Origin of the sequence: Streptomyces sp. NPDC017520 (genome assembly GCF_044329855.1) — a bacterium.
Taxonomy (GTDB): Bacteria; Actinomycetota; Actinomycetes; order Streptomycetales; family Streptomycetaceae; genus Streptomyces.
Genome location: NZ_JBIRKB010000005.1, coordinates 24,705 through 49,889 on the forward strand (window position 1 = coordinate 24,705; position 25,185 = coordinate 49,889).

The 25,185-nt window shown below is 71.5% G+C and carries 24 protein-coding genes and 1 pseudogene; 4 read left to right on the plus strand and 21 right to left on the minus strand.

What is annotated here, in order from left to right; genetic code table 11:
• Nucleotides 1–48: 48 nt before the first annotated feature.
• The 5 genes and pseudogenes from ACH4KB_RS13390 to ACH4KB_RS13410 all read right to left on the minus strand — a co-directional run bounded on the left by ACH4KB_RS13390 (nt 49) and on the right by ACH4KB_RS13410 (nt 5,290).
• Nucleotides 49–1,316, minus strand: a pseudogene (locus ACH4KB_RS13390) (cytochrome P450).
• A gap of 45 nt (nt 1,317–1,361) precedes the next feature.
• Nucleotides 1,362–2,162: an SDR family oxidoreductase gene (locus tag ACH4KB_RS13395; RefSeq protein WP_398066099.1), complete on the minus strand. Its 801-nt coding sequence runs from the start codon at nt 2,160–2,162 to the stop codon at nt 1,362–1,364.
• On the minus strand, nt 2,159–3,274 hold the full coding sequence (locus ACH4KB_RS13400; protein ID WP_398066100.1) for a polysaccharide pyruvyl transferase family protein: 1,116 nt from the start codon (nt 3,272–3,274) through the stop codon (nt 2,159–2,161). Before ACH4KB_RS13400 ends, ACH4KB_RS13395 begins: the two co-directional genes overlap by 4 nt.
• Nucleotides 3,274–4,392, minus strand: a complete 1,119-nt coding sequence (locus ACH4KB_RS13405) for an FUSC family protein (RefSeq protein ID WP_398066101.1) — start codon at nt 4,390–4,392, stop codon at nt 3,274–3,276. The genes ACH4KB_RS13400 and ACH4KB_RS13405 overlap by 1 nt, the downstream gene beginning before the upstream one ends.
• Before the next feature lie 103 nt (nt 4,393–4,495).
• A complete protein-coding gene (locus ACH4KB_RS13410; RefSeq protein WP_398066102.1) occupies nt 4,496–5,290 on the minus strand; it encodes a SigB/SigF/SigG family RNA polymerase sigma factor in 795 nt (264 codons plus the stop codon).
• A 345-nt stretch (nt 5,291–5,635) separates the two neighbouring features.
• Between ACH4KB_RS13410 and ACH4KB_RS13415 the strand changes: the two genes are divergently transcribed.
• A complete protein-coding gene (locus ACH4KB_RS13415; RefSeq protein WP_398066103.1) occupies nt 5,636–6,856 on the plus strand; it encodes a Vms1/Ankzf1 family peptidyl-tRNA hydrolase in 1,221 nt (406 codons plus the stop codon).
• A 96-nt stretch (nt 6,857–6,952) separates the two neighbouring features.
• Here the strand turns inward: ACH4KB_RS13415 and ACH4KB_RS13420 are convergent, their stop codons facing one another.
• Both ACH4KB_RS13420 and ACH4KB_RS13425 read right to left on the minus strand, forming a co-directional pair.
• Nucleotides 6,953–7,168, minus strand: a complete 216-nt coding sequence (locus ACH4KB_RS13420) for a DUF2945 domain-containing protein (RefSeq protein WP_398066104.1) — start codon at nt 7,166–7,168, stop codon at nt 6,953–6,955.
• A gap of 85 nt (nt 7,169–7,253) precedes the next feature.
• Nucleotides 7,254–7,664: a four-helix bundle copper-binding protein gene (locus ACH4KB_RS13425; RefSeq protein WP_398066105.1), complete on the minus strand. Its 411-nt coding sequence runs from the start codon at nt 7,662–7,664 to the stop codon at nt 7,254–7,256.
• Nucleotides 7,665–7,889: 225 nt separating this feature from the next.
• Here ACH4KB_RS13425 and ACH4KB_RS13430 point away from each other — a divergent pair, with 225 nt between their 5' ends.
• Nucleotides 7,890–8,369, plus strand: coding sequence for an SRPBCC family protein (locus ACH4KB_RS13430; protein WP_398066106.1), 480 nt, complete (start codon nt 7,890–7,892; stop codon nt 8,367–8,369).
• Nucleotides 8,370–8,431: 62 nt separating this feature from the next.
• Nucleotides 8,432–10,072, plus strand: a complete 1,641-nt coding sequence (locus ACH4KB_RS13435) for a phytoene desaturase family protein (RefSeq protein ID WP_398066107.1) — start codon at nt 8,432–8,434, stop codon at nt 10,070–10,072.
• On the opposite strand, the gene ACH4KB_RS13440 is transcribed toward ACH4KB_RS13435, so the two are convergent.
• From ACH4KB_RS13440 to ACH4KB_RS13480, 9 genes are all read right to left on the minus strand, one after another.
• Nucleotides 10,057–11,184: an amidinotransferase gene (locus ACH4KB_RS13440; RefSeq protein ID WP_398066108.1), complete on the minus strand. Its 1,128-nt coding sequence runs from the start codon at nt 11,182–11,184 to the stop codon at nt 10,057–10,059. The two genes, ACH4KB_RS13435 and ACH4KB_RS13440, sit on opposite strands and share 16 nt — an antisense overlap.
• Nucleotides 11,185–11,401: 217 nt before the next feature.
• Entirely contained in the window at nt 11,402–12,337 is a 936-nt protein-coding gene (locus ACH4KB_RS13445; protein WP_398066109.1) for an SDR family oxidoreductase, read from the minus strand.
• 154 nt (nt 12,338–12,491) lie between these two features.
• A complete protein-coding gene (locus tag ACH4KB_RS13450; protein WP_398066110.1) occupies nt 12,492–12,995 on the minus strand; it encodes a hypothetical protein in 504 nt (167 codons plus the stop codon).
• Nucleotides 12,992–15,481: a molybdopterin oxidoreductase family protein gene (locus ACH4KB_RS13455; RefSeq protein ID WP_398066111.1), complete on the minus strand. Its 2,490-nt coding sequence runs from the start codon at nt 15,479–15,481 to the stop codon at nt 12,992–12,994. The genes ACH4KB_RS13450 and ACH4KB_RS13455 overlap by 4 nt, the downstream gene beginning before the upstream one ends.
• A gap of 56 nt (nt 15,482–15,537) precedes the next feature.
• Entirely contained in the window at nt 15,538–16,137 is a 600-nt protein-coding gene (locus ACH4KB_RS13460; RefSeq protein WP_398066112.1) for a flavodoxin family protein, read from the minus strand.
• Nucleotides 16,138–16,244: 107 nt separating this feature from the next.
• Nucleotides 16,245–17,720 (minus strand): aminotransferase class I/II-fold pyridoxal phosphate-dependent enzyme, encoded by a 1,476-nt coding sequence (locus ACH4KB_RS13465; protein ID WP_398066113.1) that lies wholly within the window; start codon nt 17,718–17,720, stop codon nt 16,245–16,247.
• A gap of 52 nt (nt 17,721–17,772) precedes the next feature.
• Nucleotides 17,773–18,660 carry an SDR family oxidoreductase gene (locus ACH4KB_RS13470; protein ID WP_398066114.1) on the minus strand — a complete coding sequence of 296 codons (888 nt, stop codon included), beginning with the start codon at nt 18,658–18,660 and terminating at the stop codon, nt 17,773–17,775.
• Between the two features lie 143 nt (nt 18,661–18,803).
• A complete protein-coding gene (locus ACH4KB_RS13475) occupies nt 18,804–19,850 on the minus strand; it encodes an SDR family oxidoreductase (protein ID WP_398066115.1) in 1,047 nt (348 codons plus the stop codon).
• A 44-nt stretch (nt 19,851–19,894) separates the two neighbouring features.
• Nucleotides 19,895–21,079, minus strand: coding sequence for a zinc-dependent alcohol dehydrogenase (locus tag ACH4KB_RS13480; protein ID WP_398066116.1), 1,185 nt, complete (start codon nt 21,077–21,079; stop codon nt 19,895–19,897).
• A 125-nt stretch (nt 21,080–21,204) separates the two neighbouring features.
• Here ACH4KB_RS13480 and ACH4KB_RS13485 point away from each other — a divergent pair, with 125 nt between their 5' ends.
• Nucleotides 21,205–21,741, plus strand: a complete 537-nt coding sequence (locus tag ACH4KB_RS13485; RefSeq protein WP_398066117.1) for a cysteine hydrolase family protein — start codon at nt 21,205–21,207, stop codon at nt 21,739–21,741.
• Between the two features lie 72 nt (nt 21,742–21,813).
• Here ACH4KB_RS13485 and ACH4KB_RS13490 read toward each other — a convergent pair whose 3' ends face one another.
• The 5 genes from ACH4KB_RS13490 to ACH4KB_RS13510 all read right to left on the minus strand — a co-directional run bounded on the left by ACH4KB_RS13490 (nt 21,814) and on the right by ACH4KB_RS13510 (nt 25,077).
• Nucleotides 21,814–22,209, minus strand: coding sequence for a VOC family protein (locus ACH4KB_RS13490; RefSeq protein WP_398066118.1), 396 nt, complete (start codon nt 22,207–22,209; stop codon nt 21,814–21,816).
• Nucleotides 22,210–22,298: 89 nt separating this feature from the next.
• Nucleotides 22,299–23,279: a TIGR03557 family F420-dependent LLM class oxidoreductase gene (locus ACH4KB_RS13495; protein WP_398066119.1), complete on the minus strand. Its 981-nt coding sequence runs from the start codon at nt 23,277–23,279 to the stop codon at nt 22,299–22,301.
• Nucleotides 23,280–23,535: 256 nt separating this feature from the next.
• Nucleotides 23,536–24,204: an HAD family hydrolase gene (locus ACH4KB_RS13500; protein ID WP_398066120.1), complete on the minus strand. Its 669-nt coding sequence runs from the start codon at nt 24,202–24,204 to the stop codon at nt 23,536–23,538.
• Nucleotides 24,205–24,226: 22 nt separating this feature from the next.
• A complete protein-coding gene (locus ACH4KB_RS13505) occupies nt 24,227–24,700 on the minus strand; it encodes a DUF5709 domain-containing protein (protein WP_398066121.1) in 474 nt (157 codons plus the stop codon).
• Nucleotides 24,701–24,750: 50 nt separating this feature from the next.
• A complete protein-coding gene (locus ACH4KB_RS13510; RefSeq protein WP_398066122.1) occupies nt 24,751–25,077 on the minus strand; it encodes a plasmid stabilization protein in 327 nt (108 codons plus the stop codon).
• Between the last annotated feature and the right edge of the window lie 108 nt (nt 25,078–25,185).

Here is a 25,185-nt window from a genome sequence, read left to right on the forward strand (position 1 = left end):
AGCCGTACGGAGCGGGCCCCTCCGTGTGGGTCGGCCACTCCGTGTGGGTCAGGCGAGGGGCGCCCTCTCCGTGGGGAGCGCGGCAGACGGTGCCGCGACATCGCTGATGACGAAACCGCTGCGGGGGGCCGTCGGGATCCTCCGCAGCGGAATGCGCAGGTCCTGCTCGGTGACGGTGTACGCCAGCCGCGCCAGGAAACGGGCCACCGTCGCGAGAACGGCGACGGTCACGTCCTCCCCAGGGCAACGGTGGCCGTCCACCGGGCCACCGCCCTGGGGGACCAGCGCGTCGGCCGGGGTGGGGCCCGCCAGGAAGCGCGTCGGGTCGAAGCGATAGGGCTCGGGCCACAGATCCGCGTCGTGATCGAGCCCGTACAGGTCCAGCAGCACCATGGTGCCGGGGGTGATCGTCTGCCCTGCCCACTCCAGCCGCTCGGCGGCCAGACCTCCCACGAAGGGGGCGAACGGGTAGAACCGGCGCACCTCCTGGGCGAACGCCCACGCGAACTCGGGGCCGTCGTCGCCTGCCAGGTGCTCCCGGTGTTCGGGGTGGCGGTGCAGCGCGTGCGCGGCGAACACGGCGAACCAGGTGATGGCCACCGTCGGCCGCAGCACATTGAGCAATTCGACCGCGGCGGTGCGCGGCGTGAGCGGCGACCCGTCCGCGTTCCGGTGTGCCGTGATCGTCCGGAACATCGTGGGGCCGGGGCCGCCGCCAGGGCCGGCGTCAGCACGAGCGGCCTCCACCAGGGATGCCAGCCGCTCTTCCTGGCGTCCGCGGGCCCGTCGTGCCGCGAGGTGGCGGGGGCCGACGGCGGCGAAGCCGTCGACCATGGCGATCAGGTCGCGCGCCGTGCGCGTCAGCGCGTTCTCGTCCAGGGGGACGCCGGCCCAGGCGTGCACCGAGCGGGTGAGTACCTTCGCCAACTCGTCGAAGAGGACGACGCGGTTCTCGCGCGACCACTCCGGCCGTGCCCGTTCCAGTTCCCCGCCCCCACCTGTCGCGAGAGGTCACGCACCGCCGACGGGTCCTTGAGCAGACCGGTGAACAGCGCCTTGCGCACCCGGTGGCGCTCGCCGTCCAGCGTGTGGACCGCGCCCCGGCCGAACAGCGTGTCGATCACCGGTTGCGGCAGCGCGTCGTGGCGCCGGATGTGCTTCTCGTCGTAGAAGAACCGCACCGCGGCCGGGCCGTGCAGGGCGATGGCCTTCTTGCCCAGGAGACGTATGCGTACAGGCGCTCCGCCGCTGCGGCGCCTGCGGTCGGGAAGCCAGGCGTAACCCTGGAGAAGGAGCGGGAGAGTGCTGTCGACCATGGTTCCTCCGTGGGGCGCGGGCGGGGGATGGTGGGGGCGGTCACGTCAGGGGCGGCGCCAGTCGTCGGAGCGCAGGTGGGAGCCGGCCTGAGGGCCCATGCGCAGCATTCCGCCGTCCACAGTCCAGGAGGCTCCGGTGGTGTAGGACGACTCCGGACCGGCGAGGAAGGCGACCACGGCGGCGACCTCCCGGGCGTCGCCGGGTCGCCCGAGCGGGATGCCCGGCCGGTCCACGCCCTCCACCTCGGTGTCCTCCTGGCCCGTCATCGGGGTCGCGATCTCCCCGGGGGCCACCGCGTTCACCGTGATGCCGTACTCGGCGAGCTCCAGGGCCATCACCTGCGTCAGAAGGCCGAGCCCGCCCTTCGCGGCACAGTAGGGGGCGGCGCCGACCCGAGGCTGGTGCTCGTGCACCGAGGTGATGTTCACGATGCGTCCACCGTCCCCCTGGGCGATCATGCGGCGGGCCGCACGCTGCGAGCACAGGAAGGGGCCGATGAGGTCCACGTCGATGACCCGCCGCACCGTGGCGTGGTCCAGGTCGAGGAACCGGGTGGACGTTCCGGTGCCCGCGCAGTTGACCAGTACGTCGATCCGGCCCAGCTCGTCCGCCAAAGCATCCACCACGTCGGCGGCGGCCGGCAGTTCGGTGAGGTCCAGCCGGGCGACCGCGGCACGCCGGCCGGCGGCGCGGACTTCCGCGGCGGTGTCCTCGCCGCCCCGACGATCGCGGTGGTAGGTGATGCCCACGTCCATCCCCTGCCGCGCGAGCCGCACGGCGACCGCTCGGCCGATGCCCGAGTCCGCCCCGGTCACTAGGGCGACCGGGACGCTGCCGTCGGTCATGTCTCCTCCATGGGCGGTTTCGGGGAGGGGCAGGGGCCCGCTCCCTCTCCGGGCGTCGGGCCCGCTCCGGGCGTCGGGCCCGCTCCGGGCGTCGGGCCCTCTCCGGGCGTCGGGCCCTCTCCGGGCGCCGGGCCCTCTCCGGGCGTCGGCCGGGTACCACCGCCGCGCGGAGGCAAACGTGCGGATCGCCCGGTCTCCACCGGCCGGCCGGACATCGCGGAAAGGCGTGCACTCCGTCGACGTGCGGCGGCGCTGCCCGCGGGGGACAGGCACCAGTTCCACCAGTGGTCCAGCAGCACGGTGGACAGATTCTCACTGCCCACCGTCGCCGGCCAGCGCAGGATCCCGCTCTGCGCGGTGACCTTGGCGCCGCCCAGCACCGGGTCCACCGCCAGGGCCGGCACGCCGGCCCGCAGAGCGAGCACCAGGCCGTGCAGCCGGTCGGTGACCACGAGGTCGAGCCGTCCGACCAGGGAGAGGTACTGATCCGGCGTGCGGCAATGGCGCCAGTCGTCGTGGGCCAGACGGGTGTCGGCGTCGATCCGCGCGCAGTCCTGACGGGCCAGCCAGGGGAGGAGCATCTCGGCCACCCGGTCGTGGGCGCGGCGTTCGCCGTACTCGCCCTGGCCGTACGTGAGAGCCACCCCCACGACGGGAGCGGCAGCCGAGGCCGGCGCGTCCGTCGCGAGGTCCGGCAGCGCGGCGGCGCCCGGTCCGTCGCGGGCCAGGACGCGGTGGAAACCCCGGGCCGCCCGGCTGTCGGGATCCACCACGCTCACACCGACGGCAACGCGACGACAGGAGGCGAAACGCTCATGAAGCCGCGTGAACGGTGCACCGTGAACCGGGCCGCACACGAACAGCAGCTGCTCATAACGCGAAGGGAGCGCCTCGTCGAGGCTCAGTCCGCCGGGAACGAATGCCGGGCTCCAAGCCGTGTCGTGCACGATGCCCAGCCGGTCGAGCGAGGCCGAGACGGCCCGTTGGGCGAGAGCGTCGCCGGCGGTGACCTCGCCGTCCAGGAAGCTGAACCAGCCGGTGACGAGGACGCGCCCCGTTCCGTCGCGGGGCCGGAGCAGGTCGTCCAACCGGGTGTCGAGGGGCGACGGCATCAGAGGGGTCCCTCTCCTCGTCGTACGCGGGCGGGCGGAGCGCCCGCGTCCGCTCCATCGGGTGCCAGGTCGTCGAGCAGCGCCTGGCAGTCGGCCGTCAGGCTGCCGAGCGCGGCCCCCACCTCGGGGCGCTGACCGTGCAGGTGTTCCTTCAGGTCGGCGAGGGCTCGGTGGGCAGCCGCCAGGGCGTCGTTCCTCCGGTCGTACCGCTCCTCGTCCGCGCCGTGCGCCATGATGGCCTCGTCGGCCGAGCAGACGTCCGCCGCGGCCGACAGGAGCCGGCCGACATCGGCCAGGGCGCGGTGCGGCGGCAGGGGCAGGCCTCGCTGCTCGGAGGTGGTCTCCCACAGCGTCAGGGTGAGGGCGAGCAGCCGATTCGCCACCCGGGCCCAGACGATGTCCCACGAGGTGGACGGAGCGGGTGTCCGGCGGCGGAGCCGGTGGCCGGGGTTGAGCCGGAAGCTCTCGGTGTTCCAGCCCCGGGCCACGTGGAGCTCCGACAGCGCGGCCAGCAGGTCCTGCGCGCTCCGGTGCCAGTGCTCCGCCCGCTGCGCGTCGTACTCCCGCTCCCGTATGCCGTCGCCCATGTCGCGCAGCAGCTCGGCGCAGTCGCGCGGCAGCGCACACGCCAGCCTGCTGACCTGGAGCGAGTGGACAGGCGGCAGAACCACGGCGTTCACCGCGATGCCCACAGCGGCTCCCACGGCCGTCTCCAGCAGCCGGTGCCCGACGGCCGGCAACGAGTACGAGCCGTAGGCCAGCACGAAGAGGGCGGTGGTCGGCGCGTACAGGCCCTGGCCGCCGACGGGCGCCAGGTTGCCGAGCAACACGGTGAGGGGGAGGGCGATGACCATGGCGGCCATCGTGTCTCCCGTGAGGGCGGCGGCACCGGCGGCGAGCAGGGTCCCGGCCGTGATCATCAGGAGGAGCTGGGTCGCGGTGCGCACGGACCGGTAGACGGTCCCCAGCACCAGTGCCACAGCCGCCCAGGGAGCCATCAGCGCCATGGGCGCCGTCAGCCACCAACCGGTCAGCGCCCAGGCGACGATGGCCGCGGCGGCCGCCTTCAGGGACTGCGTCACCTGGTACGTGTCGGGCCGGTGCAGGCGCGGTGTCAAGCGGGCGAGCGCCGTCCTCATGGCCTGCTTACCGGCGCGGTGGGCTTGAGCGGGTCAACCGGCCGGCGGTCGCCCGGTCGGCGTGGAAGCGGGGTGGGGGCGGTCATGCCGCTCCCTGGAGGGCGTCGTCGCGCAGCCGCTCGCAGGACTGGCTGAGCAGCCGCGAGACGTGCATCTGGGAGATGCCGAGCCGTGCGGCGATGCTCACCTGCGTCATGTCGCGGAAGAAGCGGAGGTAGAGGATCGTGCGCTCCCGCTCCGGCAGCTTGCGCAGGCCCGGCTTGACGGCTTCCCGGTCGACGGCGACGTCCAGAGCCCGATCGGTGGACCCCAGCCGTTCGGACAGCGGGCTGCCGCCTTCCGCACCTGCCGGTTCGGCATCCAAGGAGAGAGCGCTGTAACTTTCCAGCGCCTCCATGCCCAGCAGCACGTCCTCCTCACTGAGCCCGGCCGCGGAGGCGATCTGGGCGCAGGTCGGCGTGCGCCCGCCCGCGGCCTGGCTCAGGTCACGCCGGACCGTCCTGACCTGGTTGCGCAGATCCTGGACGCGGCGCGGTACGTGGACATCCCAGGTGTGATCGCGGAAGTGCCGCTTCAGCTCGCCCGTGATCGTCGGAACCGCGTACGTCTCGAACACCTTGCCGCGGAGTGGGTCGTAGCGGTCCATCGCCTTGACGAGGCCCATGGCGGCCACTTGCCGAAGGTCGTCCATCGCCTCCCCCCGGTCGCGGAACCGTGACGCTATCCGGTGAGCCATCGGCAGCCACGCACGGACCAGATCGCTCCGCAGCTCGTCCCGCTCCCGGCCCGGAGGCAGCGAGCTCAGCCGCTCGAGAGCCTCGTGCGGGGCCGAGCCGTTCCCGTCGGCGCGTTCTTCGTGGCCAGGTGCAGCCTGCATGCGAGTTCACTCCTCGACGACGGTTACGTTGAGCCGCCGTGGGAGCGCGCGGAGCCGGACAGGATGCCGCCCGGAACTCCCACGGGCGCGCCTCATGTCCGAAGCGCATTACTCGCATACCCGTACGAATGCTGGTCAAACGTGCCTAACTCGGAATGGGCGCGGAACTCGCCGCGTCCCGATCCCACCGCTCGGCCGACAGGCCGAGTTCCCTTCCGCGGGAACCCCAAACGGGATCAACAGCGCATCCGGACACCCGTCGGCTGCGACTCGGCGCGTGTGTAGCCGTGGCCGAGCGGGGTACTCGACCGGGTCGAGCCCACCCCGACGAACCGGGAGGAAACCATGGATCTCGCGCACCTGACACCTCTGTACGAGCGCCCGGGCCCATGGGCCACGGCCTACCTCGACACCTCGGTCGCCGACGAGGCCACGCTCAGCCGCCGCGAGCTCAAGGGACGGCAGATCAGCGAGGAACTGGCCGCGCACGGGGCGGATCAGGAGACCTGCCAGGCAGTGCGCCGGGCGATCGGCTCGTACGACTTCGGCGAGCACACCGCGGGCAGGGCGGTCTTCGCCGCCCACGGCCGGGTCGTGCTGGATCCCGTGCTGAGCGTCCCCCCGCCCGGCGAGTCCTTGAGCGTCTGGGCGCCTCTCCCACACGTGGCGCCTCTGGTGGAGCTGACGCCCGACGAACCGGACACACTGGTCGTGCGCGTCGATCGCCTCGGTGCCGACATCGAGCTGCGGACGTCGTCCGCACGCAGCCCGCTCGGTACGGTGCGGGGCCGCGACTGGCCCGTGCACCGTACGGCCTCCGCCGACTGGTCCGAGCGCCACTTCCAGCTGAGCGTCGAGAACACCTGGGAGGAGAACGCCCGTACCGTGGCGGCGGCGGTCGAGGACGCCGCCGGTACGACCGGCGCCCGCCTGGTCGTGCTGGTCGGCGACGCGCGGGAACGGCATGCCGTTCGTGCGGCCCTGCCAGGCCGTCTCCCGGCGCTCGTCGTCGAGACGGAGCACGGGGGGCGAGCGGCCGGCTCGGACACCGCCCGCCTCGACGAGTGGATCGCGCGAGAGCGTCGCGCGTACTCCCGTCGGCACGCGGCGGACACGCTGGAGCGGTTCACCGAGGCCAAGGCCCGCGACGGCGGCCGGACCGACGCGGCCGACGGCGTCCCGGCACTGGTCGACGCGGCACGTGAGCATCGGATCGACACCCTTCTGCTCCGGCCCGACGGCCCCGACACCCATCGCGAGGTCTGGGCCGGCCCCGAGCCGGAACAGCTCGCGCTCCGCCGGACCGACGCCCGTTCGCTCGGTGAGCCGGAACCCTTCACCGTCCGCGCCGACGACGCGCTCCTGAGGTCGGCGGCGCTGACCGGAGCCGACGCCGTCGTGGTAGGCGGTGCGGTGGCCGCTCACGACCGTGCCCCCGAGGAGGATCTGGCAGCGGACAACCGGAAGGCTGCCGAACCGATGCCGGCGGAACCGGTCGGGGGCCTGGGTGCGCTGCTGCGCTGGCCGACGGAGGGCGAACACCCGCTGACGGAACCAGGAACCTGACGTTCCGCCGAGCAGCCGGGGTGGCTGAGAGAGGCAGCGTGCCCCGTGTCTCCAGGCCGGCGGTCCCAGACCTTGCGCATGTGCCCGAGGTCGTCGTCACTTCTTCCTGTCCAGTGACTCCGGGCGGTGGACGGCCTTCCTGCCCGTCTTGTCACTCCGTACTTCGTACTGCGGTTCTTTCCGGGAGGCGTCGACCGTCCGGCCGGCCCTCTCGGTCCGCTCTTCGATCTTCCCGGTCACGGTGCCCTCGACGTCGTGCCCGTGGCTCCGCCAGACGACGTGGTCGCCCTTGGACGGCTTCTTCTTCGCCATGGTGCGCTCCCTTCTGTGCTGATCCCGCCCGTCGATTCCCGCTGGTGGCCCGCCGGCCGCGGGTCCGGCCCGGACCGACGAGCGGTCAGCCCAGTGCGGACAGGAGGTCGTCGCACGCCTGCTCGCAGCGTCGGCATGCTTCGGCGCAGACACGGCAGTGATCGTGCCGGTCCGCATGGGTCTCGCACTCGTCGGCGCAGGCCTTGCAGACGGTGGCGCAGGCTCGGAGGAGCGCGCGCGTCACGTTCGCGTCGTACCCCGTGTGGCGCGAGAGCACGGCCGCGGTCGTTCCGCAGACGTCGGCGCAGTCCGTGTCGGTACGGATGCACTTGGTCAGCTCGGCGACCGTCTCCTCCGACAGACATGCGTCGGCGCAGGCCGTGCACGCCTGGGCACAGGTGACGCACTCCTCGATACAGCGGGCGAGTTTCCGGCGGTCCACCCCGCCCAGGTCTGCGGGGTAGGTGTTGAGCATGTCCTCGACCACGGTGGTCATGAGCGCCTCCCGGAAAGTAGGTCTCCCGTGCGGCGGAGTGCCGCTGTGCCGTACGGGTAGACCGATCGCGGGTCGCGAAACGTCTGGGCGTTCGGAAACCCACGCGATCGCGAGCGGGCCCGCCGGTCCGCGAGGGACGGGTTTGTTCTCCGGTATCGGTGGTACCCAGTAGCGGCAAGACGTCCGGCGGTTCGGGATGCTCCGACCGACGACCCGAGGAGGAACATGGCCGCCCGGCACCATCTCATCGACCGTCCCCCGTCCGCCGTGTGGGCGGTGCTGGAGGACGAAGGTCTGTACGGCACCTGGGTGGTGGGGACCTCGGAGTCCCGCAGGGAGCAGGGCGACTGGCCCGAGCTGGGTTCCTCGATCACCTACAGCGTGCGGCTGGGGCCCAAGGAGTTCACCGGGCGCACGGTGGTCCGGCGTATCGAAAGGCCCCGGACGCTGGAGCTGGAGGCCGAAGCCGGTCCGCTGGGTTCGGCGCGCATCGCCCTGGACATCCGGTCGTGGGGCGACAAGACGCTCGTGACCGTCGACGAACACCCGCTGCGCGGCGTCGGCGGCACGCTCCACAACGCCCTGCTGGACTCGCTGATCCAGATTCGCCACCGCACCATGCTGGCCCGCCTCGCCCGGCTGACCGAGCGCACGACGCCGAGGACGACGGGCGGACGTACCGTCGCACCGGCCGACCGCTCATGAGTTCCCGCTGTACGCGAACCCTGTGAGGGGTTCGCACCGTCGAAACGGAGGGTGAGGCTCCCATGGTCGACGCAGTAGTGGTCGGCAGCGGCCCGAACGGCCTGGTCGCGGCCAATCTGCTCGCCGACGCCGGCTGGTCGGTGGAGGTGCTGGAGGCGCAGGACGAGCCGGGCGGCGCGGTCCGCAGCGACCGTGGCGTCCATCCCGAATACGTCAGCGACCTGTTCAGCTCCTTCTACCCCCTGGCCGCGGCCTCTCCGGTTCTGGCCGGGATGGACCTGCACCGGGAGGGGCTTCGCTGGAGCCACGCGCCCCAGGTGCTCGCGCACCCGCTGCTCGACGGCGCCTGCGCGGTGCTGGACCGGGACCGAACGGCGACCGCCGCCGGCCTGGACCGGTTCGCACCCGGCGACGGCGAGGGCTGGCTGGCCCTCTGCCGGATCTGGGACCGGCTGGGCGAGGACATCGTCGACGCCCTCTTCTCGCCCTTCCCCCCTGTCCGGGCCGGGACCAAGCTCGCGGTACGGCTCCGAGCGGCGGGAGGGCTGCGGCTGGCCCGGAGCCTCGTCCTTCCGGTCCGCCGGCTGGGCGAGGAGGAGTTCGCGGGGGAGGGCGGACGACTGCTGCTGGCGGGCAACGCCCTGCACGCCGATCTGGCGCCGGAGGCGGCGGGCAGCGGCGGCTTCGGCTGGCTGATGTCGATGCTGGGGCAGTTCCATGGTTTCCCGGTCCCCGTCGGCGGCGCGGGGGCTCTCACCGCGGCGCTGGTGAGCCGGTTGCAGCGGCGCGGGGGAAGCGTGCGGTGCGGGCAGCGGGTCACTGAGGTCGTCGTGCGGCGGGGGCGTGCCGTCGGTGTCCGTACGGCGACCGGGGAAGCGGTCCCCGCCCGCAGGGCCGTGCTGGCCGACGTGTCCGCGCCGAGCCTCTACGGGGCGCTGGTCGCCGCCGAGCACCTCCCCGGCCGGCTTCTGGACGACCTGCGACGGTTCGAGTGGGACTTCGCCACGTTCAAGGTGGACTGGGCGCTGAACGGCCCTGTTCCGTGGAGCAGCGCGGCCGCCGCCTCGGCGGGGACGGTCCACCTGGCCGACGGGGTCGACGAGCTCACCAGATGCGCGTCCCAGATCGCCCGCGGCCTGATCCCGGACCGCCCGTTCCTCCTGGTGGGGCAGATGACCACCGCCGACGCGACCCGGTCGCCGCTGGACACCGAATCAGCATGGGCCTACACCCACGTGCCCCACGCGGTGAAGGCGGACGCCGGCGCCGACGGGCTCACCGGCGGGTGGGACGCCGACGAGCGGGAACGGATGGCCGACCGGATGGAGGACCAGGTGGAGCGCTACGCCCCCGGCTTCCGCAGCCGGATCCGGGCCCGGCGCATCCTCTCCCCGGCCTCGCTCCAGGAGGCGGACGCCAATCTGCGCAACGGCGCCATCAACGGGGGGACGGCCTCGATGCACCAGCAGTTGGTGTTCCGGCCGGTGCCGGGAACGGGCCGCCCCGAAACGCCCGTGAAGGCTCTGTACCTGGCGTCCGCGTCCGCACATCCGGGCGGCGGTGTGCACGGCGCTCCGGGCGCCAACGCCGCCCGCGCCGCTCTCCGCTCGGTCCGGGGCACCACGACCGTGCTCTCCGCCGCGCAACGGCTGCTGGCCCGCCGGAGCCGGACCGGTGAGACGGTGGACTACCGGTCGAAGTAGGACTCCAGGCTGCCACGACGGCGGATGTCGAGTGTCGCGCAGTGGAAGGACCCGCCGAAGGGCGCGTAGTGCAGCAGGTCGCACGGGATGGGTTCGAACCCCCAACTCTCCAGGGCCCGCAGCATGGTGGTGTGATGCCGTTCCGCGATGACGCGCTTCTCGTCGACCATGAGGATGTTCATGCTGAGCCACTTTCCGCACAGGGAAGTGAGCCGCAGCAGGGGATCGCGAATCGGGTCGGGCTGGGGCGCGACGAGAATGTCCCAGGATCTCAGGACGTCGGGCAGGCGATCGACGTCGACGTACTCGGGGTTGATCAGCGCCTTGCCGGGGGCGAGTACCAGAAAGGTGGTGTCGATGTGCATGGGGGCGCGACATCGGCTCTCGATCTCGTGGACCCGGTAGTCCGGTCCCAGGTGGCGGCGCACCCACTCGATGCCCATGCGATTGGTGACGTTGCTCCGGGTGACGAACAGATCCCGGCCCGCACGGACGAAATCCGCCGCGTCGAACACGGGCTCGAACTCGGTCAGGAGGTAACGCATGGGTTCGCCCGGCCGGGGAGGCCGGTAGTCGGGGTCGTAGAGCGCATCGGTGAGCTGCGGTTTCGGCGCGGCGGTCCAGCGGGCGCCCCTGCGGAAGTAGTCCTTGAGCAGGGCGCGGTAGGAGTGGGTTTCGAAGTATCTGCACGGCCAGGCCATCGGGGTCTCGATGATCTCCTCCCCGATCACCAGCATGCTGTCCCGGGGGCAGGTGTTGCAGAAGCCGCGCGATGACCAGTTCGGCGTGGAGAACCGCTGCCGGTGGTCGACCGCGTCGGGGCGGGTGACCGTGATGCCGAGGGACTGGAGAAGCTGGACGAACTGGTCGAGTTCCCGCTGAGCCGGCCCGATCAGGGCCTGTGGATATCTGTATCCGGCGGTGAGCCGCTGGAACCGCGCGGCCAACGGCGGGACATTGCAGGAGACGACGGAATGCCGTGAGGGGGTGGTGGCCCCGTCGAGACGGCCGACGACGACCTCCTCGAGAGGATCCCACTCGTTGTGCGAAGCGACGGGAGAACGAAGAGTCTCCGCGGCGCCGCCGGTCGGCGCTTTCGACGCGTCATTCATGCACGGCCCCTGACGTCGGCAGGAGGTTCACCGGGTACGAGTTCCTTCTTCCCATCGCGCTCACCACGCTCCTCCGCGTCCTGCCGTCGGCACGGCTTCCGCGCCGGCTGAGAGATGGCCCGGCAGGCGAGTATCCCGTCGGGCTTGTCCGTAACGTCCCCCTCCTGTCCAGGGCTCTCCCGGACTCGGACCGTGGTCGTGGACATGGCTGCTCGTCCTACGGGTCGGCCGGGGGAGCGGAGCGGGAGGCCCGGTAGGAGTTCCAGTCGGCGCGCCCTCCGGCACCCAGGACCGTGCCGCTGGAAGACGCGGCCCCATCGGGGCGGCGTAGTTCGCGGCGGGTGGTCCGGGCGACGAGGGCCGGGAACAGGGGCCGGAGGGGCTGGCACCAGCGAAGCCAGGGCGGGGCGTAGAGGTGACGGCTGCGGCGGGCGATGCCTCGGGTGAGCCACTGGGCGACCTGGGCGGCGCTGTGGACGCGGCGGGCGGGGCGGGGCTGATTGCGGCGCAGTGCCGCGAGGACGGGGTCGTCGTCGATACCGGTGAGCATGTCGGTGCCGGTCCAGTGCAGGTAGGCGATGCCGACCTGGACGCCGGCCGGTTCGACCTCGCCGCGCAGGGAGAGCGCGAACGACTCCGCTCCCGCTTTGGAGGCGCAGTACGCGCTCATCATGGGTGCGGCGCCGAACGCGGCGGTGGAGGCGATCTGGAGGAAGTATCCGCGGGTGGCGGTGAGCTGGGGCAGGAAGGCGCGGGCGGTGTTGGCGGAGCCCGTGAGATTGACGTCGATGACGCGTTGCCAGAGCTCGCCGGCGGTACGGTCGAACGGGCCGCTCACCGCGATGCCGGCGTTGGCCACGACCACGCTCGCGGGCCCGAGCTCCCTCTCCACGCGGCGTGCCGCGTCCGCCAGCGCCGTGCGGTCGGTGACGTCGCACTCGACGCACATGCTCCGGCCGGGGAGGGCCTCGGCGGCCTTCAGCAGGGTCGCCCTTTCCCGGCCGAGCAGGGCGACCTGCATGCCGACGCCGGAGAGGCTGCGGGCGAGCGCTTCGCCGACACCGCGAGCGGCACCGGTGACGACCGCGACCCGCCCGTGCAGAGGGTGGGCGTGCGCACTCCGGGCCCGCCGCCCGTCTGGACTGTCGTGCATCGACTCTCCTCGCTTCCTGAACGACCGCGCCGCTGTGGGCCGCGCTCCCGGCACCACCGTCACGCGAAGAGTCGGCCCACGCAACCGGGCCGGCGGCTCGGTCGACGGGGCCGGCCGGACCCGGAGCCGCGCTCGGGGAAGCGCGGCCCGCCCGTCACCCGTCCTGCTCGTCACCGACGGTGAGGAGCTGCGGGGACAGGTTCTTGATCATGGTGGTGGTCCACTGCATCTGGCGCAGCGTCCGGGGATGGCAGAAGGAGACGACATCGAGAAGTCGGGTGTCCTTCGACGCCTGCGCGGCCTGGCCCAGCATCACCCAGTGCAGTGAGTTTCCGGCGGCGCCCAGATGCAGTTCCCGCAGGTCCCGAAGGAGCTCCGGTACGGACTCCGGCGTTCGGCTCACGGCCTCGGCGGCGTGGTGGCGGTCGTTCGCCGACGGCTCCGACGGGGACGGCGACGGCCCGTCGAGACGCAAGCCGTAGTGGCGGCCGGTCTCGGCCAGGCGTCGGCAGTGCTCGTTCGACCAGAGAGCCAGATCCTTGGCGACGTGGCACACCTCGTGCTCACGTGTATGCCGTGCGGCGATGACGGTGAGCTGCTCCGCCAGGGCCTGTTCGCCCCGATGGAGCGCGTGCGTCGTGACGGCGATGCCCTTCATCGGGTGCCTCCCGGGGTGCGGTCGACGGGAGACCCGAAGGACTCCTGGACGTGGGCCGAGGCACCGCCGCGGGTAGCTCGGACGCCGTCGCGGCGGGCGGGCGCCGACGCGGTGTTCGTCGGGGCGGGAGCCTGTTGCCCCGTGCTCTTCTCCAGCAGCCTCACCGCAGCGGTGGCGGTCTTGAACAGGGGCTGCTTGGACACGGGGTCCCAGTCGGTGACGGTGGCCTCGTTGGCCGCCCGGCCCGCTGTCGTGCTGTCCGGTCCGCAGCCCGAGACCGTGTCCCAGTAGCCGTAGTGGAACGGCACGAAGAGCAGCCCGCGGCGGATGGCGGTGACGCGTACCCGGGCCCTGATGGCGCCGCGCGGTCCGGCGACCTCGACGAGATCGCCCTCGCCCATCCCCTGCTCAGTCGCGTCGGGGACGGACATCTCCACCCAAACGTCCGGTGCGGCGGCGTTCAGTTGGGGAGCACGTCCCGTCTTGGTGCGGGTGTGGAACTGGAAGATGGTGCGGCCGGTGGTCAGCTGGAAGGGGAACGCGTCGCTCGGCGCCTCGTGCGGAGGCAGGTACGGGACCGCCTTGAGCATGGCCCGGCCCTCCGGGTTGCGGGACCGGTACGCGGCCTCCGACGTGGAGGCGCCGGTGACGAGGTCCTTGCCGTACGTCTCGCACAGGTCCGGGTGGGCCCACGTGAAACCGTCGGTGTAGAGGCGATCGGTGCCCTCGGGCGCCCGATCGTCGCACGGCCACTGGATGCCGCTGCCTCCTCGCAGCCTGTCGTAGCTGAGCCCGGTGTAGTCGCAGGGCCGCCCGGCGCTGCAGCGCTTCCACGCCTCGAAGGCGGTTTCCGGGTCGTGCCAGGTGACCAGCGGAGCACCGTCCTTGTCCCGGAAATCCATCCGCCGGGCGTAGTCGAGGAAGATCTCCAGGTCGGGTCGGGCCTCCCCGGGGGGCTCCACAGCCTTGTCGGACAGGTGCACGGTGCGGTCGGCGTTGGTGAAGGTCCCCGTCTTCTCGCCCCAGGTCGCGGCCGGAAGCACGACATCGGCCAGTTGCGCGGTCTCGGTGAGGAAGAGGTCCTGCACCACGACCAGCAGCCGGTCCTGGGAGAGGATCGAACGGATGCGCGACAGTTCGGGCAGGGAGACCGCGGGGTTCGTGCCGCTGATCCACAGCATGCGGATCGAGCCCTGCTCGGCGTAGCGGAACATCTGCATGGCGTGCGTGGGCGGTGCGTAGTGCGGAATGGTCCCGGGGTCGACGTTCCACACCCTCGCCAGATCGGCCACGTGCTCGTCGTTCTGCCAGTTCCGGAAGCCCGGAAGGTCGCCGTTGGCGCCGCACTCGCGGGTGTTCTGGGCCGTCGGCTGCCCGTTCATCTGCAGGACGCCCGCACCCGGCCGTCCGAGCATGCCGCGGACCAGGTGGATGTTGTTGATCTGGACGGCGGCGCCGGTGGCCTGATGGGACTGGTAGACGCCCTGAAGCACGGTGGACAGGAGCCGGTCGGCGGTGCCGAGCAGTTCCGCCGCCTCCCGGATCTTCGCCGCGGGGACGTCGCAGACGTCGGCCGCCCACTCGGGGGTGCATGGCTCGACCTCCTCCGACAACTCCGCGAAGCCGACCGTGTGCGCCTCGATGTAGCCGGGGTCGACGCGGTCGGTACGGATGATCTCGTGCAACAAGGCGTTGAGCAGCGCCACGTTCGTCCCGCCGCGCGGAGCGAGATGGACGGCCGCACGTCGTGCGACGGCTGTCGGGCGTGGATCGATACAGATCAGCCGCGGAGGATCGGCGCCATCGAGCCGGTCGAGGATGCGCATCCACTGCACGGGTTGCGTCTCCGCGAGGTTGTGACCGTACAACGCGATGACATCGGCGTGGTCGATGTCGTCGTAACTGCCGGGCTGGCCGTCGCAGCCGAAGGACTCCTTGAGGGCTTCGGCCGCCGTGGAGGTGCACAGGCGGGTGTTGCCGTCCAGATGGTTGGTGCCGATGCCGGCCCGGGCCAGAACCGCGAGCGTGTAGTACTCCTCCAGGAACAGCTGGCCGGACGTGTAGAAACCGATCGAGCCGGGACCGCGCTCGTCGAGGAGCCGGCGCGAGCGCGAGGCGATCGCCTCCATCGCGGTGTCCCAGTCGCACTCGGTCAAGCGTCCGCCGCGGCGCACGAGCGGCCTGGTCAGCCGGGAGCGCGAGGCGTTGGCCTGCCAGCCGAACAGATCCTTGGGGCCGAGCCGGCCGCGGTTGACCCGGTCCGAGGCCCTGCCCCGTACGCCGACCATCGAACCGTTCCTGACGGCGACGTCCATGGCATCACCGTCGGAGTGCAGGATCGACGAAGTCTGCACCCACCGCTCGACGTCCGAGGATCTCACCCCCTCGGCCAGGAAGGTGTCGACCCTCGTCGGCCAGGTCTCGTGCCGCCCGTACGGCGTGCGCGTTCCCCACGGCTCCGCGATCCGGTCCACCGGCATCTGCATCAACTCCCCTGACGTTCCTGGCGTTCCTGGCGACCTTGCCCTCGTGCGAGCGCGGATCAGGCTGCCGGGTAGGGGCTGCCGGTGAGCTGCCGGGCCAGGTGGACGGCGTTGGCCGCAAGGGCCTTGGTGGTGGAGGCGACGGCTTCGGGGGTCTCGTCCAGATCCTGGTAGTCGGTGCCGTGCATGGCCTCGCCGACCCAGTACGTGACGGCTCCGGGGGCGAGCGAGAAGCCGACGTCGTTGAGTCCCTGGAACACGTCGGCGCTCACCTTGTGCGCGCCGTCCTCGTTGCCGACGACGGCCACGGCGGCGACCTTGCCGTACGTGTGCGGGCGGCCCTGGTCGTCGGTCTCGGAGGACTCGGCGTTCAGGCGCTCCAGGACCAGCTGGCAGACGCTGGAGGGGTGCCCGAGCCAGATGGGGGTGGCGATGAGCAGGATGTCGGCGGCCAGGACCTTCTCCCGCAGCGCCGGCCAGGCGTCGCCGTCGCCCAGGTCCACCCCGATGCCCGGGCGGACGTCGTGGTCGGCGACCCGGACGACCTCTCCCTGGACGTCATGGTGGGCGAACTGGGCCATGACCTGCTCGGCGAGGTACTGGCTGCTGGAGGGGGCGGGTGAGGCGTTCAGGGTGCAGACGAGGGCGAGAGCACGCATGGTGGGGGCTTCTCCTTGAGCTGAAGGGGCGGGGCCGGAGGCCGGGCCGGTCGCGGGTGTTCCCGTGTACGGCGCCGGTCGGACCCGGGGCTGATCGGGCCTGGCTGTCAGGGGGCCTCGGCGCGGACGCGGATGGTCTGAAGGGTGGGGTCGGCGGGGTCGGGAATGTTCATGCCCGCCTCGACTCCGGAGCGCAGGTAGCGCACGAGGGGTTCGGTGATCCGCTCGCCGGGCAGCACGGCCGGAATGCCGGGAGGGTAGGGCGTGAGCATCTCGGCGGCGACGCGGCCCACGGCTTCCGACGCCGGGACGTCCTCCGTCCGGGCGAAGTAGGCGTCACGCGGCAGACACACCTGGTCGGGCCGGAGCTCGGCGGGCGTGGGCACCAGCACCTCGGGAGCGGGGCGGAGCGTGTGCGCGTGGCGGGCCAGGTCGCGTAGGGCCGTCAGCAGCCGGTCGGCGGTCTCCTTGTCGTCGGCGTGGGTGAACTGGGCGCTGATCCGGCGGTGGTCCACGAGGTGCATGTCGATGCGGTGGTGCTCGCGCAGCCAGTCGGCGGCCCGGTAGCCGGTGGTGCCCATGGCCTCGATGTCGATGATCACGGGCAGCGGGTCGAATTCCGCTGCCGCGCCGGGTCCGCAGAAGTCGTCCGGCCCGTTGACGTGCATTCCCTCGATCTCCTCGATGCGGCGGCGCACCGTCGCCACGAGGTCGAGCGCTCGGGAGAGCAGTCCGTGGCCGTCCAGAACCATCTGCCGGCGCCAGCCGTCGATCCCGGCGTAGAGCAGCACGGAGGGGCTGGTCGTGCCGAGGAGGTCGGCCCGTGAGGCCAGGGTGTCGTGGTCCACCAGGTCGCCCCGGAGATGGAAGACGGAGCCCTGTTCGAGGCCGCTGCCCATTTTGTGGACGCTGGTGACGCAGACGTCGGCGCCGGCGTCCATGGCCCAGGACGGCAGGTCCGGATGGAACGGCAGGTGGGCTCCCCAGGCTTCGTCGACGATCAGTGGCTTGGCGCGCCGGTGGCAGACGTCGGCCATGGCGCGCAGGTCGGCCGCCGTGCCGTACGGGGTGGGGCTGGTGATCAGGGCGCCGCGTGCGTCCGGGTGCCGGGTGAAGGCCTCCTCCAGGGTGGCAGGGGAGGGCGGGTGTGCGAGATGCCGCTCCTTGTCCCACTCGGGTTCCAGCCAGACGGGCTCGATGCCGCAGAGGATGAGGCCGGCGATGACGGACTTGTGGGCGTCCCTGCCGATCAGCAGCTTCTGGTGGGGTGCGGCGACGCTGAGCATGGCGGCCTTGACCGACAGGGAGCTGCCACAGGTGGAGAAGAAGGTGTGCTCCGCGTGGACGGCGTCGGCCATGAGGTCCTCGGCCCGTTGCAGCACGGAGGACTTCTCCCGGCGGTCGTCCAGCCCTCCTGTGGCGAGGACGTCTCCGAAGAACATCGCGTCGCCCAGCAGGGCGCGCACGGCTGGGGCAGCGCCTCGCGCTTGTTTGTGACCCGGCGGGGAGAAGCCCAGCTCGCCCCGGTCACGGTAGGCGGTGAGAGCGTCGAGAACCGGTGTTTCGTGATGGTTCATGGTCATATGGCACGCCTTCCCGGCCTACGCGCGGTCAAATCAGCCTCCGTTCCCCGGATCAGGGGAGCGGTGTACCGCCGGTGGCGTTCATGATCTCGCCGGTGATGAACGAGGCGTTGGCCGACGCCAGGAAGACATAGGCGGGCGCCATCTCCGCGGGCTGCGCGGGCCGGCCCAGCGGGCTCTGCTTCCCGAACTCGGCGGTGTCGGGCAGCGTCGCCGGGATGAGGGGAGTCCAGACGGGGCCCGGCGCCACGGCGTTGACGCGGATGCCGTCGGAGGCCAGCATCTGGGCCAGGCCCTGTGTGAAGGTGACGATCGCCCCCTTGGTCATCGCGTAGTCCAGCAAGTGAGGGCTCGGCTTGTACGCCTGCACCGAGGTGGTGTTGATGATCGACCCCCCTGCCGGGATGTGTGGCAGGGCGCTCTTGCACAGCCAGAACATGCCGTAGAGATTGGTCCGCATCACGCGGTCGAACTGCTCGGTCGAGATCGCGGAGATCCCGTCGGGCTGCGACATCTGGTACGCAGCGTTGTTGACCAGGACGTCGATGCGGCCGAACTCGGACACGGCGCGCTCGATGAGCGAGCGGCACTGCTTCTCGTCCCGGATGTCACAGAGGACGGGCACCGCACCGCGGCCCGCCTGCTCCACCAGGCGAACGGTCTCCCGAGCCTCCTGCTCCTCCTCGGGAAGGTGGGTCAGCAGGACGTCGGCGCCCTCGCGTGCGAAGGCCAGCGCCACCGCGCGGCCGATCCCGGAATCGCCCCCGGTGATCACGGTTTTCCGGCCGTCGAGCAGGCCCGAGCCGCGGTAGGACTCCTCGCCGTGGTCGGGCGGCGGGTCCATCGGGCCGGTCCAGCCGGGATGCGCCTGGTCCTGCTGGGGGAAGTCGGGGCGGGGATGGAGCGTATGGGGGTCCTGCGGCTGTTCACTGCTCGCCATGGTTGATCCTTCCTACGTCGTCCGTCGTCCGTCGTCGCGGAAGCCGAAGCCCAAGCCGAAGCCCAGTACATCGGAGGCTCCCGAAGCCCGCGGGCCGTGCGGACCGACCCGTGGGAGCTCCGCCGACGGCACGGCTGGGTGGCTCAGCCGGTCTTCCGGCCTGCCAGCGGTGCGGTGTCCTCGCCCGCGCCGGTGCGTACGCCGCGCAGAAAAGCGCTCAGTGCGTCTTCCGCCGTACGGGTGGGCTGCCAGCCCAGTACGTCGCGGGCCCGGCCGGAATCCAGTACGGGCAGACGCAGCACCGCGTCGAACAGGTGAGGGGAGGCCGGTACGGCATGGGTCCGCCAGGCGGCCGAGAGCGCGGTGCGCACCAGGGCCCTGGGGATCCGCACGATCCGGGCGTCGAGCAGGCCCGCCAGCGTGCGGGCGTCGATGACCGGGTCCGCCGCCAGGTTGAAGGGGCCCCGTACGTCGTGGAGCACGGCCAGCCGGTAGGCGTCGGCGGCATCGTCGGTGTGAAGCACCTGGAAACGCAGCCCGTCCAGGTCGGGTACGAAGGGGAGCAGATCGGGCCGCAGCAGGGGGCCGGGGACGTAGCGGCCGGCGAAGATACGCCGCTGCTCGGGGGCGGCGGTCTCCTTGAAGAGGAATCCGGGCCGCATCCGGACCACCCGGATCTGCGGGTGGCGCAGCTCGAAGGTGTCGAGGACACGTTCCAGGTAGGCCTTCTCCCGGCAGTAGGCGGCGTCCGGCCAGCCATGCGTGGGCCACTGCTCGTCGACGCCGGGTTCGTCCTTGGGGCCCGGGGAGTAGGCGCCGACGGACGAGGCGTGCACCAGGGCGGGGACCCCGCCGCGTGCCACGGCCTCGAAGACTCGCCGGGAGCCCAGCACGTTGCTCTGCCACGTCACCACGGGGTCGTGGGTGGGCTGGAAACGCCACGCCAGGTGCACGACGGCGTAGGCACCGTGCAGCAGACCCGCGAGCCGGTCCTCGCTGTCGGCCCGGGACAGATCGACGGTGTCCCACTCCACCTTCGGGATCTCGAGCGATGGTCTTCTGCGGGCCAGCCCGAGGACGGATCCGATGTCCGGTTCCGCGGCGAGCGCGCGGACCACGCTGGTTCCCACATTGCCGGTGGCGCCCGTGACCACCACACGCTTGCCGGGATGCCGACTGCTGTTCTCCACGCCCGGGTCTCCTTCCTGGCACTGGCCCGGTTCCGGTCTCCGGATCAGGGGATGAGCAGGGTTTTGATCATGCCGTCGGCCTTCTCCCGGAACGTGTCGTACGCCTGAGGTCCCTCTTCGAGCGGGAGGTGGTGGGTGGCGAAGGAGTCCACGCCCAGCGGGTCGTCGTCGGTGAGCAGGGGCACCAGGTCGTCGACCCAGCGCTTGACGTTGGCCTGGCCCATGCGGAGCTGGATCTGCTTGTCGAACATGGTGAGCATCGGCATCGGGTCGGCGGAGCCGCCGTACACGCCGGAGACGGAGATCGTGCCGCCCCGGCGCACCAGGTCGATCGCCGTGTGCAGTGCGGCGAGGCGGTCGATGCCCGCCGTCTCCATCATGCGCTGCGCGAGGGTGTCGGGGAGCAGCCCGACCGCTGTGTGTGCCGCCTTGGCCACGGGGGAGCCGTGGGCCTCCATGCCGACCGCGTCGATCACCGCGTCCGTGCCGCGCCCGTCCGTGAGGTCGCGGACGGCGTCACCGAGGCCCTTGCCGTGGCGGCGCAGGTCGAGGCAGGTGGCGCCGTACCTGCTCGCCCGGTCGAGCCGTTCGGGGACCAGGTCCACGCCGATGACGAGATCGGCGCCCCGGTGGCGGGCGATCCGGGCGGCCATGGCGCCGATCGGGCCGAGGCCCAGGACGGTGACGCTGCCGCCGGGCGGGATGTCCGCGTACTCCACTGCCTGCCAGGCGGTCGGCAGGACGTCCGACAGGTAGACGAACCGGTCGTCCGACGGGCCGTGCGGGACCTTGATGGGCAGGTCGTTGCCGAAGGGCACCCGCAGGTACTCGGCCTGGCCCCCGGGCACCTGCCCGTAGAGCTTGGTGTATCCGAACAGTGCCGCGCCCATGCCGCGCTCGCGCACCTGCGTGGTCTCGCACTGCGAGTGCAGCCCCTGCCCGCACATGTAGCAGCGCCCGCAGGACACGTTGAAGGGGATCACCACCCGGTCCCCCGGAGCGACGGCGGTCACCTCGCGGCCGACCTCCTCCACCAGCCCCATCGGTTCGTGGCCCAGGATGTCGCCCGGATCGAGGTAGGGCCCGAGAACCTCGCCCAGGTGAAGGTCGGATCCGCAGATCCCGGTCGACGTGATCTTGACGATGACGTCCGTCGGCTCCTGGATCCGCGGGTCCGGGACCGTCTCCACCCGGACGTCCCGCTTTCCCTGGTAGGTCAATGCGCGCACGGGTCCGCTCCTTCTGTCGCCGGTAATCAGTGGGCGAGTGTGCCGGGTTCCCACCCTGCCGACCGTGAAACACCCAGGCAGGTCGCGGGCCGGAACACGAGTGGTCTCTTTGCGATGATGAAGGGATGAGGAACAACGCGCTCATCGTGGTCGACATGATCAATACCTACGATCACCCCGACGCCGACCTGCTCGTTCCATCGGTGCGCAGCGCACTGCCCCACATCGCGCGGCTCATCGCCCGCGCCCGCGCGGAACATGTGCCGGTCATCTATGTGAACGACAATTTCGGAGAATGGCGGTCCCACCACGGAGAGATCGTCGAGAAGACCCTCGCGGGAGAGAACGCGGAGCTGGTCGAACCCATCCTGCCGGACGACGAGTCCCTCTTCGTCGTCAAGGCCCGGCACTCGATCTTCTACGAGACGCCGCTCAGCTATCTGCTCTCCCAACTGGGCGCCGACCACCTTGTGCTCTGCGGGCAGGTCACCGAACAGTGCGTGCTGTATTCAGCACTCGACGCCCATATCCGGCAGTTGCGCGTCACCGTCCCGAGGGACGCCGTGGCACACATCCACAGCGACCTCGCCGACGCGGCTCTGCGCATGATGGAACGCAACATGGGAGCCCGGGTCACCTCCACGGACGACGTCACCTTCTGACATCCATCGGTACACGAAGACGCTGCGGTACGTTCCGCCCGCAGCGTGCCGGCCGTCCCAGAACCGCGGAATTCAGTCGAGGTAGTGGGCGTGCCCCCGGTCATCGAGGCCGACGGAGCCGGGGCCCTCGGGGATGACGCAGAACTCGTTGCCCTCGGGGTCGGCCATCACCAGGAAACCGCCGTCGTCGTACTCCTCCAGGCGTCGTCCTCCGAGCACCTCGACCCGCCGCTGCTCGGCCCCCGGGTCGGGGGAGGAGATGTCGAAGTGCATGCGGTTCTTCCCGGGCTTGGGTTCTCCGGCCTGTTGAAAACCCAGGCCCAGCCCGTTCTCCCGCCGCAGCCAGACGTAGGGGCCGGTACGGTCCACGATCGGACGGCCGAGCAGCTCGGACCAGAACGCGGCGAGCCGCTCGGGGCTGCCGGCGTCGATGACGAGGGCGTTGATCCGCGGACGTGCCTCTGTCATGCGTCGCTCCTCCTTGATCACCGGGCGGGCGACCTGGCGGAACCACCTGAGGCCGCCGCCTCGGGCCATGGTTCGGCCGGGCCCAGCTTTCAGGTGCGCGCGCTGGCCGGTTCGAGCTGTCGGATGCGCGCGTCGAGCTCACGCTGGTAGAAGTCGATGAAGCCGTCGGGGTCGGGGCCCGCGTTCTGCATGACCAGCCTGTCGAAACCCGCGTCGACGTAGCTCTGGGCGACCTCGATGTAGCGTCCGGGGTCCGCTCCGCAGGCGAACTTCCCCAGAATGTCCTCCTCGCGCACGGTGGTGGTCGCGGCATCGAAATTGACCGGATTGGGCAGCTCGCTCATCACTTTCCACCCGGTCAGGGCCCACCGCGACGTCTCCAGGGCGGCGCGCGCGGCGGTGTGCGCGTCGGGCGCCCAGGCCATCGGGACCTCGCCGTAGCACGGGCCGGTTCCACCGGCGTCACGGTAGTGCTGGACGATGCTCGGCTTGTCCTCCGTGGCGAACAGGCCGTCGCCCAGCTCGGCGGCGATGCGCGTCGACAGGTGACCGCTGGCGGCCACGGCGATCAGCGGCAGTTCGTCGGGGAGGTCGAAGACCCGGGCGTCCCGCAGCCGCAGGTGCTTTCCCTCGTAGGACCGGTACCCCCCGCTCCAGAGCAGCCGGATGATCTCCAGGGCTTCCGTGAGCATCTCGTGCCGGGGCTGGACCGTGTCGGGGAATCCGGGACCTACGACGTGTTCGTTGAGCCGCTCCCCCGAGCCGACACCCAGGACGAAGCGGCCTTCCGAGAGCAGGGCGAGTGTCGCGGAAGCCTGAGCGATGATGGCGGGGTGGTAGCGCACGGTGGGGCACGTGACCCCGGTCGCCAGACCGATCCGCGACGTCTTGGCCGCGATGCTTCCCAGCACCGTCCAGGCGAACGGTGAGTGCCCCTGGTTGTCGAGCCAGGGGTGGTAATGGTCGCTGATCTCGACGAAGTCGAACCCCGCCTCCTCCGCGAGCACGGCCTGCCTGACCAGCTCCGCCGGGCCGAACGCTTCCGCCGCCAGCTTGTATCCCACCTGCATGTGATCCTCGTTCCGCACGCGTCATGGCTGCCTCTTCCGCACAGGGGGTACCCCCTGATTCCCGTACATAACGGTCGAGGACGTGGACAGGGCGGGACGAGGCCGGGGCCTGGCCCGTCCGGGTGGTGCTCGGCGGCAGCCGTACGGGGCCGGCATGTCCGGCCCCGTACGGCTACGCGACGGGGGGTTCGAGGTCCGCGCGTCAGTCGGGGCCCGGCCCGTACGGCTACGCGACGGGGGGTTCGAGGTCCGCGCGTCAGTCGGGGCCCGGCCCGAACGGGCTGTCGTCGAGGCGGTCGAGCAGATCGGCGACATTCCGGTAGACCGCTTCCGCTCCTGCCCGCTCCAGGTCCGCGCGAGGGATACCGCCCGACAGGAGAGCCACCGCGGTCACCCCGGCCCGGGCCGCCGCCTCCATGTCCCACACCGTGTCGCCCACGAACACCGCCTGCCCCGCACTGACTCCGGCCAGTCGGCACGCCAGCTCCACGGGCTCCGGGGAGGGCTTTCCCCGGTCGACGTCGTCCGAGCTCGCCGTGGCCCGGACCGCCTCGTCCGCGTCCACCGCCCGCCGCAGAGCCGCGAGCTCCGTCCCGCTCGCCGAGGTGGCGAGGACGACCCGCCAACCGCGGCCTGCCAGGGTGCGCAGCAGGTCGCCCGCGCGCCGGAAGGCGGGGAGGCGGTCGAAGTACGTCGCGTAGAGCACCGTGTGCGCGGAGCTGATGGCCGCGTCCTGCCCCGCGTCACGGTCGGGCCCCAGCAGCCGCTCGATCAGATCACCGGAGCCGAGGCCGACCGCCCGGTGGATCTCCGGCATCGGCACGGTGTGCCCGGCCTGCCGGAAGGCCTCCCACCAGGCCACCACGTGGAGGTGATTGGTATCGGTGAGTGTGCCGTCCACATCGAAGATCGCCGCGCCAGTCATGGTCTCCCGCTTTCACCGGCCCTCAGGCCTCGCGCCCCTGGATGTCCGCCTCGTCCGTGACATGGACGGCCGCTTCCTCCGCCGACGCCGCGCCACCGTCGATGCCCACGTCCTCGGCGAAGACGTCGTTCTCCCGCCCCGCCGCGTCGTCCGCCGCGCTGAGCCGGCCTGCCCGGGGCTCGCGCCCGTCCCGTTCCAGGGGCTCGCCCTCGCCCTCGGCGAGGTCGCCGATGCCGTCGCCGTCGGGCGGTTCCACGTCGTCGGTCTCCTGGGCGAGCCGCTGGTCCAGGGATTCACCGTGGCGTACCTCGGCCCCGGTCGTGCCGAACTTGTTCACGGCCAAGGGGCGTTCGGGAGGGGAGTACCCCTCCTCCATCCGGTCGTCCAGATCCCGTTCGTCGAGCGTGTTCTCCAGGTCGAGCTCGTCGTTCGGCGGATCGACGCCGTCGTCGTCCTGCGGCTGGTACACGTCGTCGCCGCGTGCGTCTGCGGGCATGTCCTGTTCCCTCCGTCGTGCGGCGGCCGGCCCCGGACCGCCGGTGGGTGTCAGCGTCCGAGGGCCTTGCGGAGCTGTTCCTTGTTCATGGAGGAACGCCCGTCGATGTTCTTCTTCCTGGCCTCCGCGTAGAGCTGGTCCTTCGTGGGCCCCTGCGCGCCCTGGTGGGAACGTTCGCCGCCGCGTTCGTAGGCGGACTTCTTGTCCTGCGTCGACGTCTTGCTCGCCGTCCTCGACTCGCCCGACCGGGCGCGCTCCTTGTTGACGGTCCGGGCCGCGATCTCCTTCGCGCGGCTCTTCGACGCGCCCTGCTCCTCCTGGCTCTCCTTGATGTGCTCGTACTGCCGCTCACGCTTCTTGCTGGATCCAGCCGGCATGGCGTCCTCCTCCATTTCCGTCCCGGGTGCGTCGGGACACCGCGTTTCCCGTACGGATCCCACTAAACAACGCCCACCGCGACAGCGCCCCCGGAGACAGGACCAGGA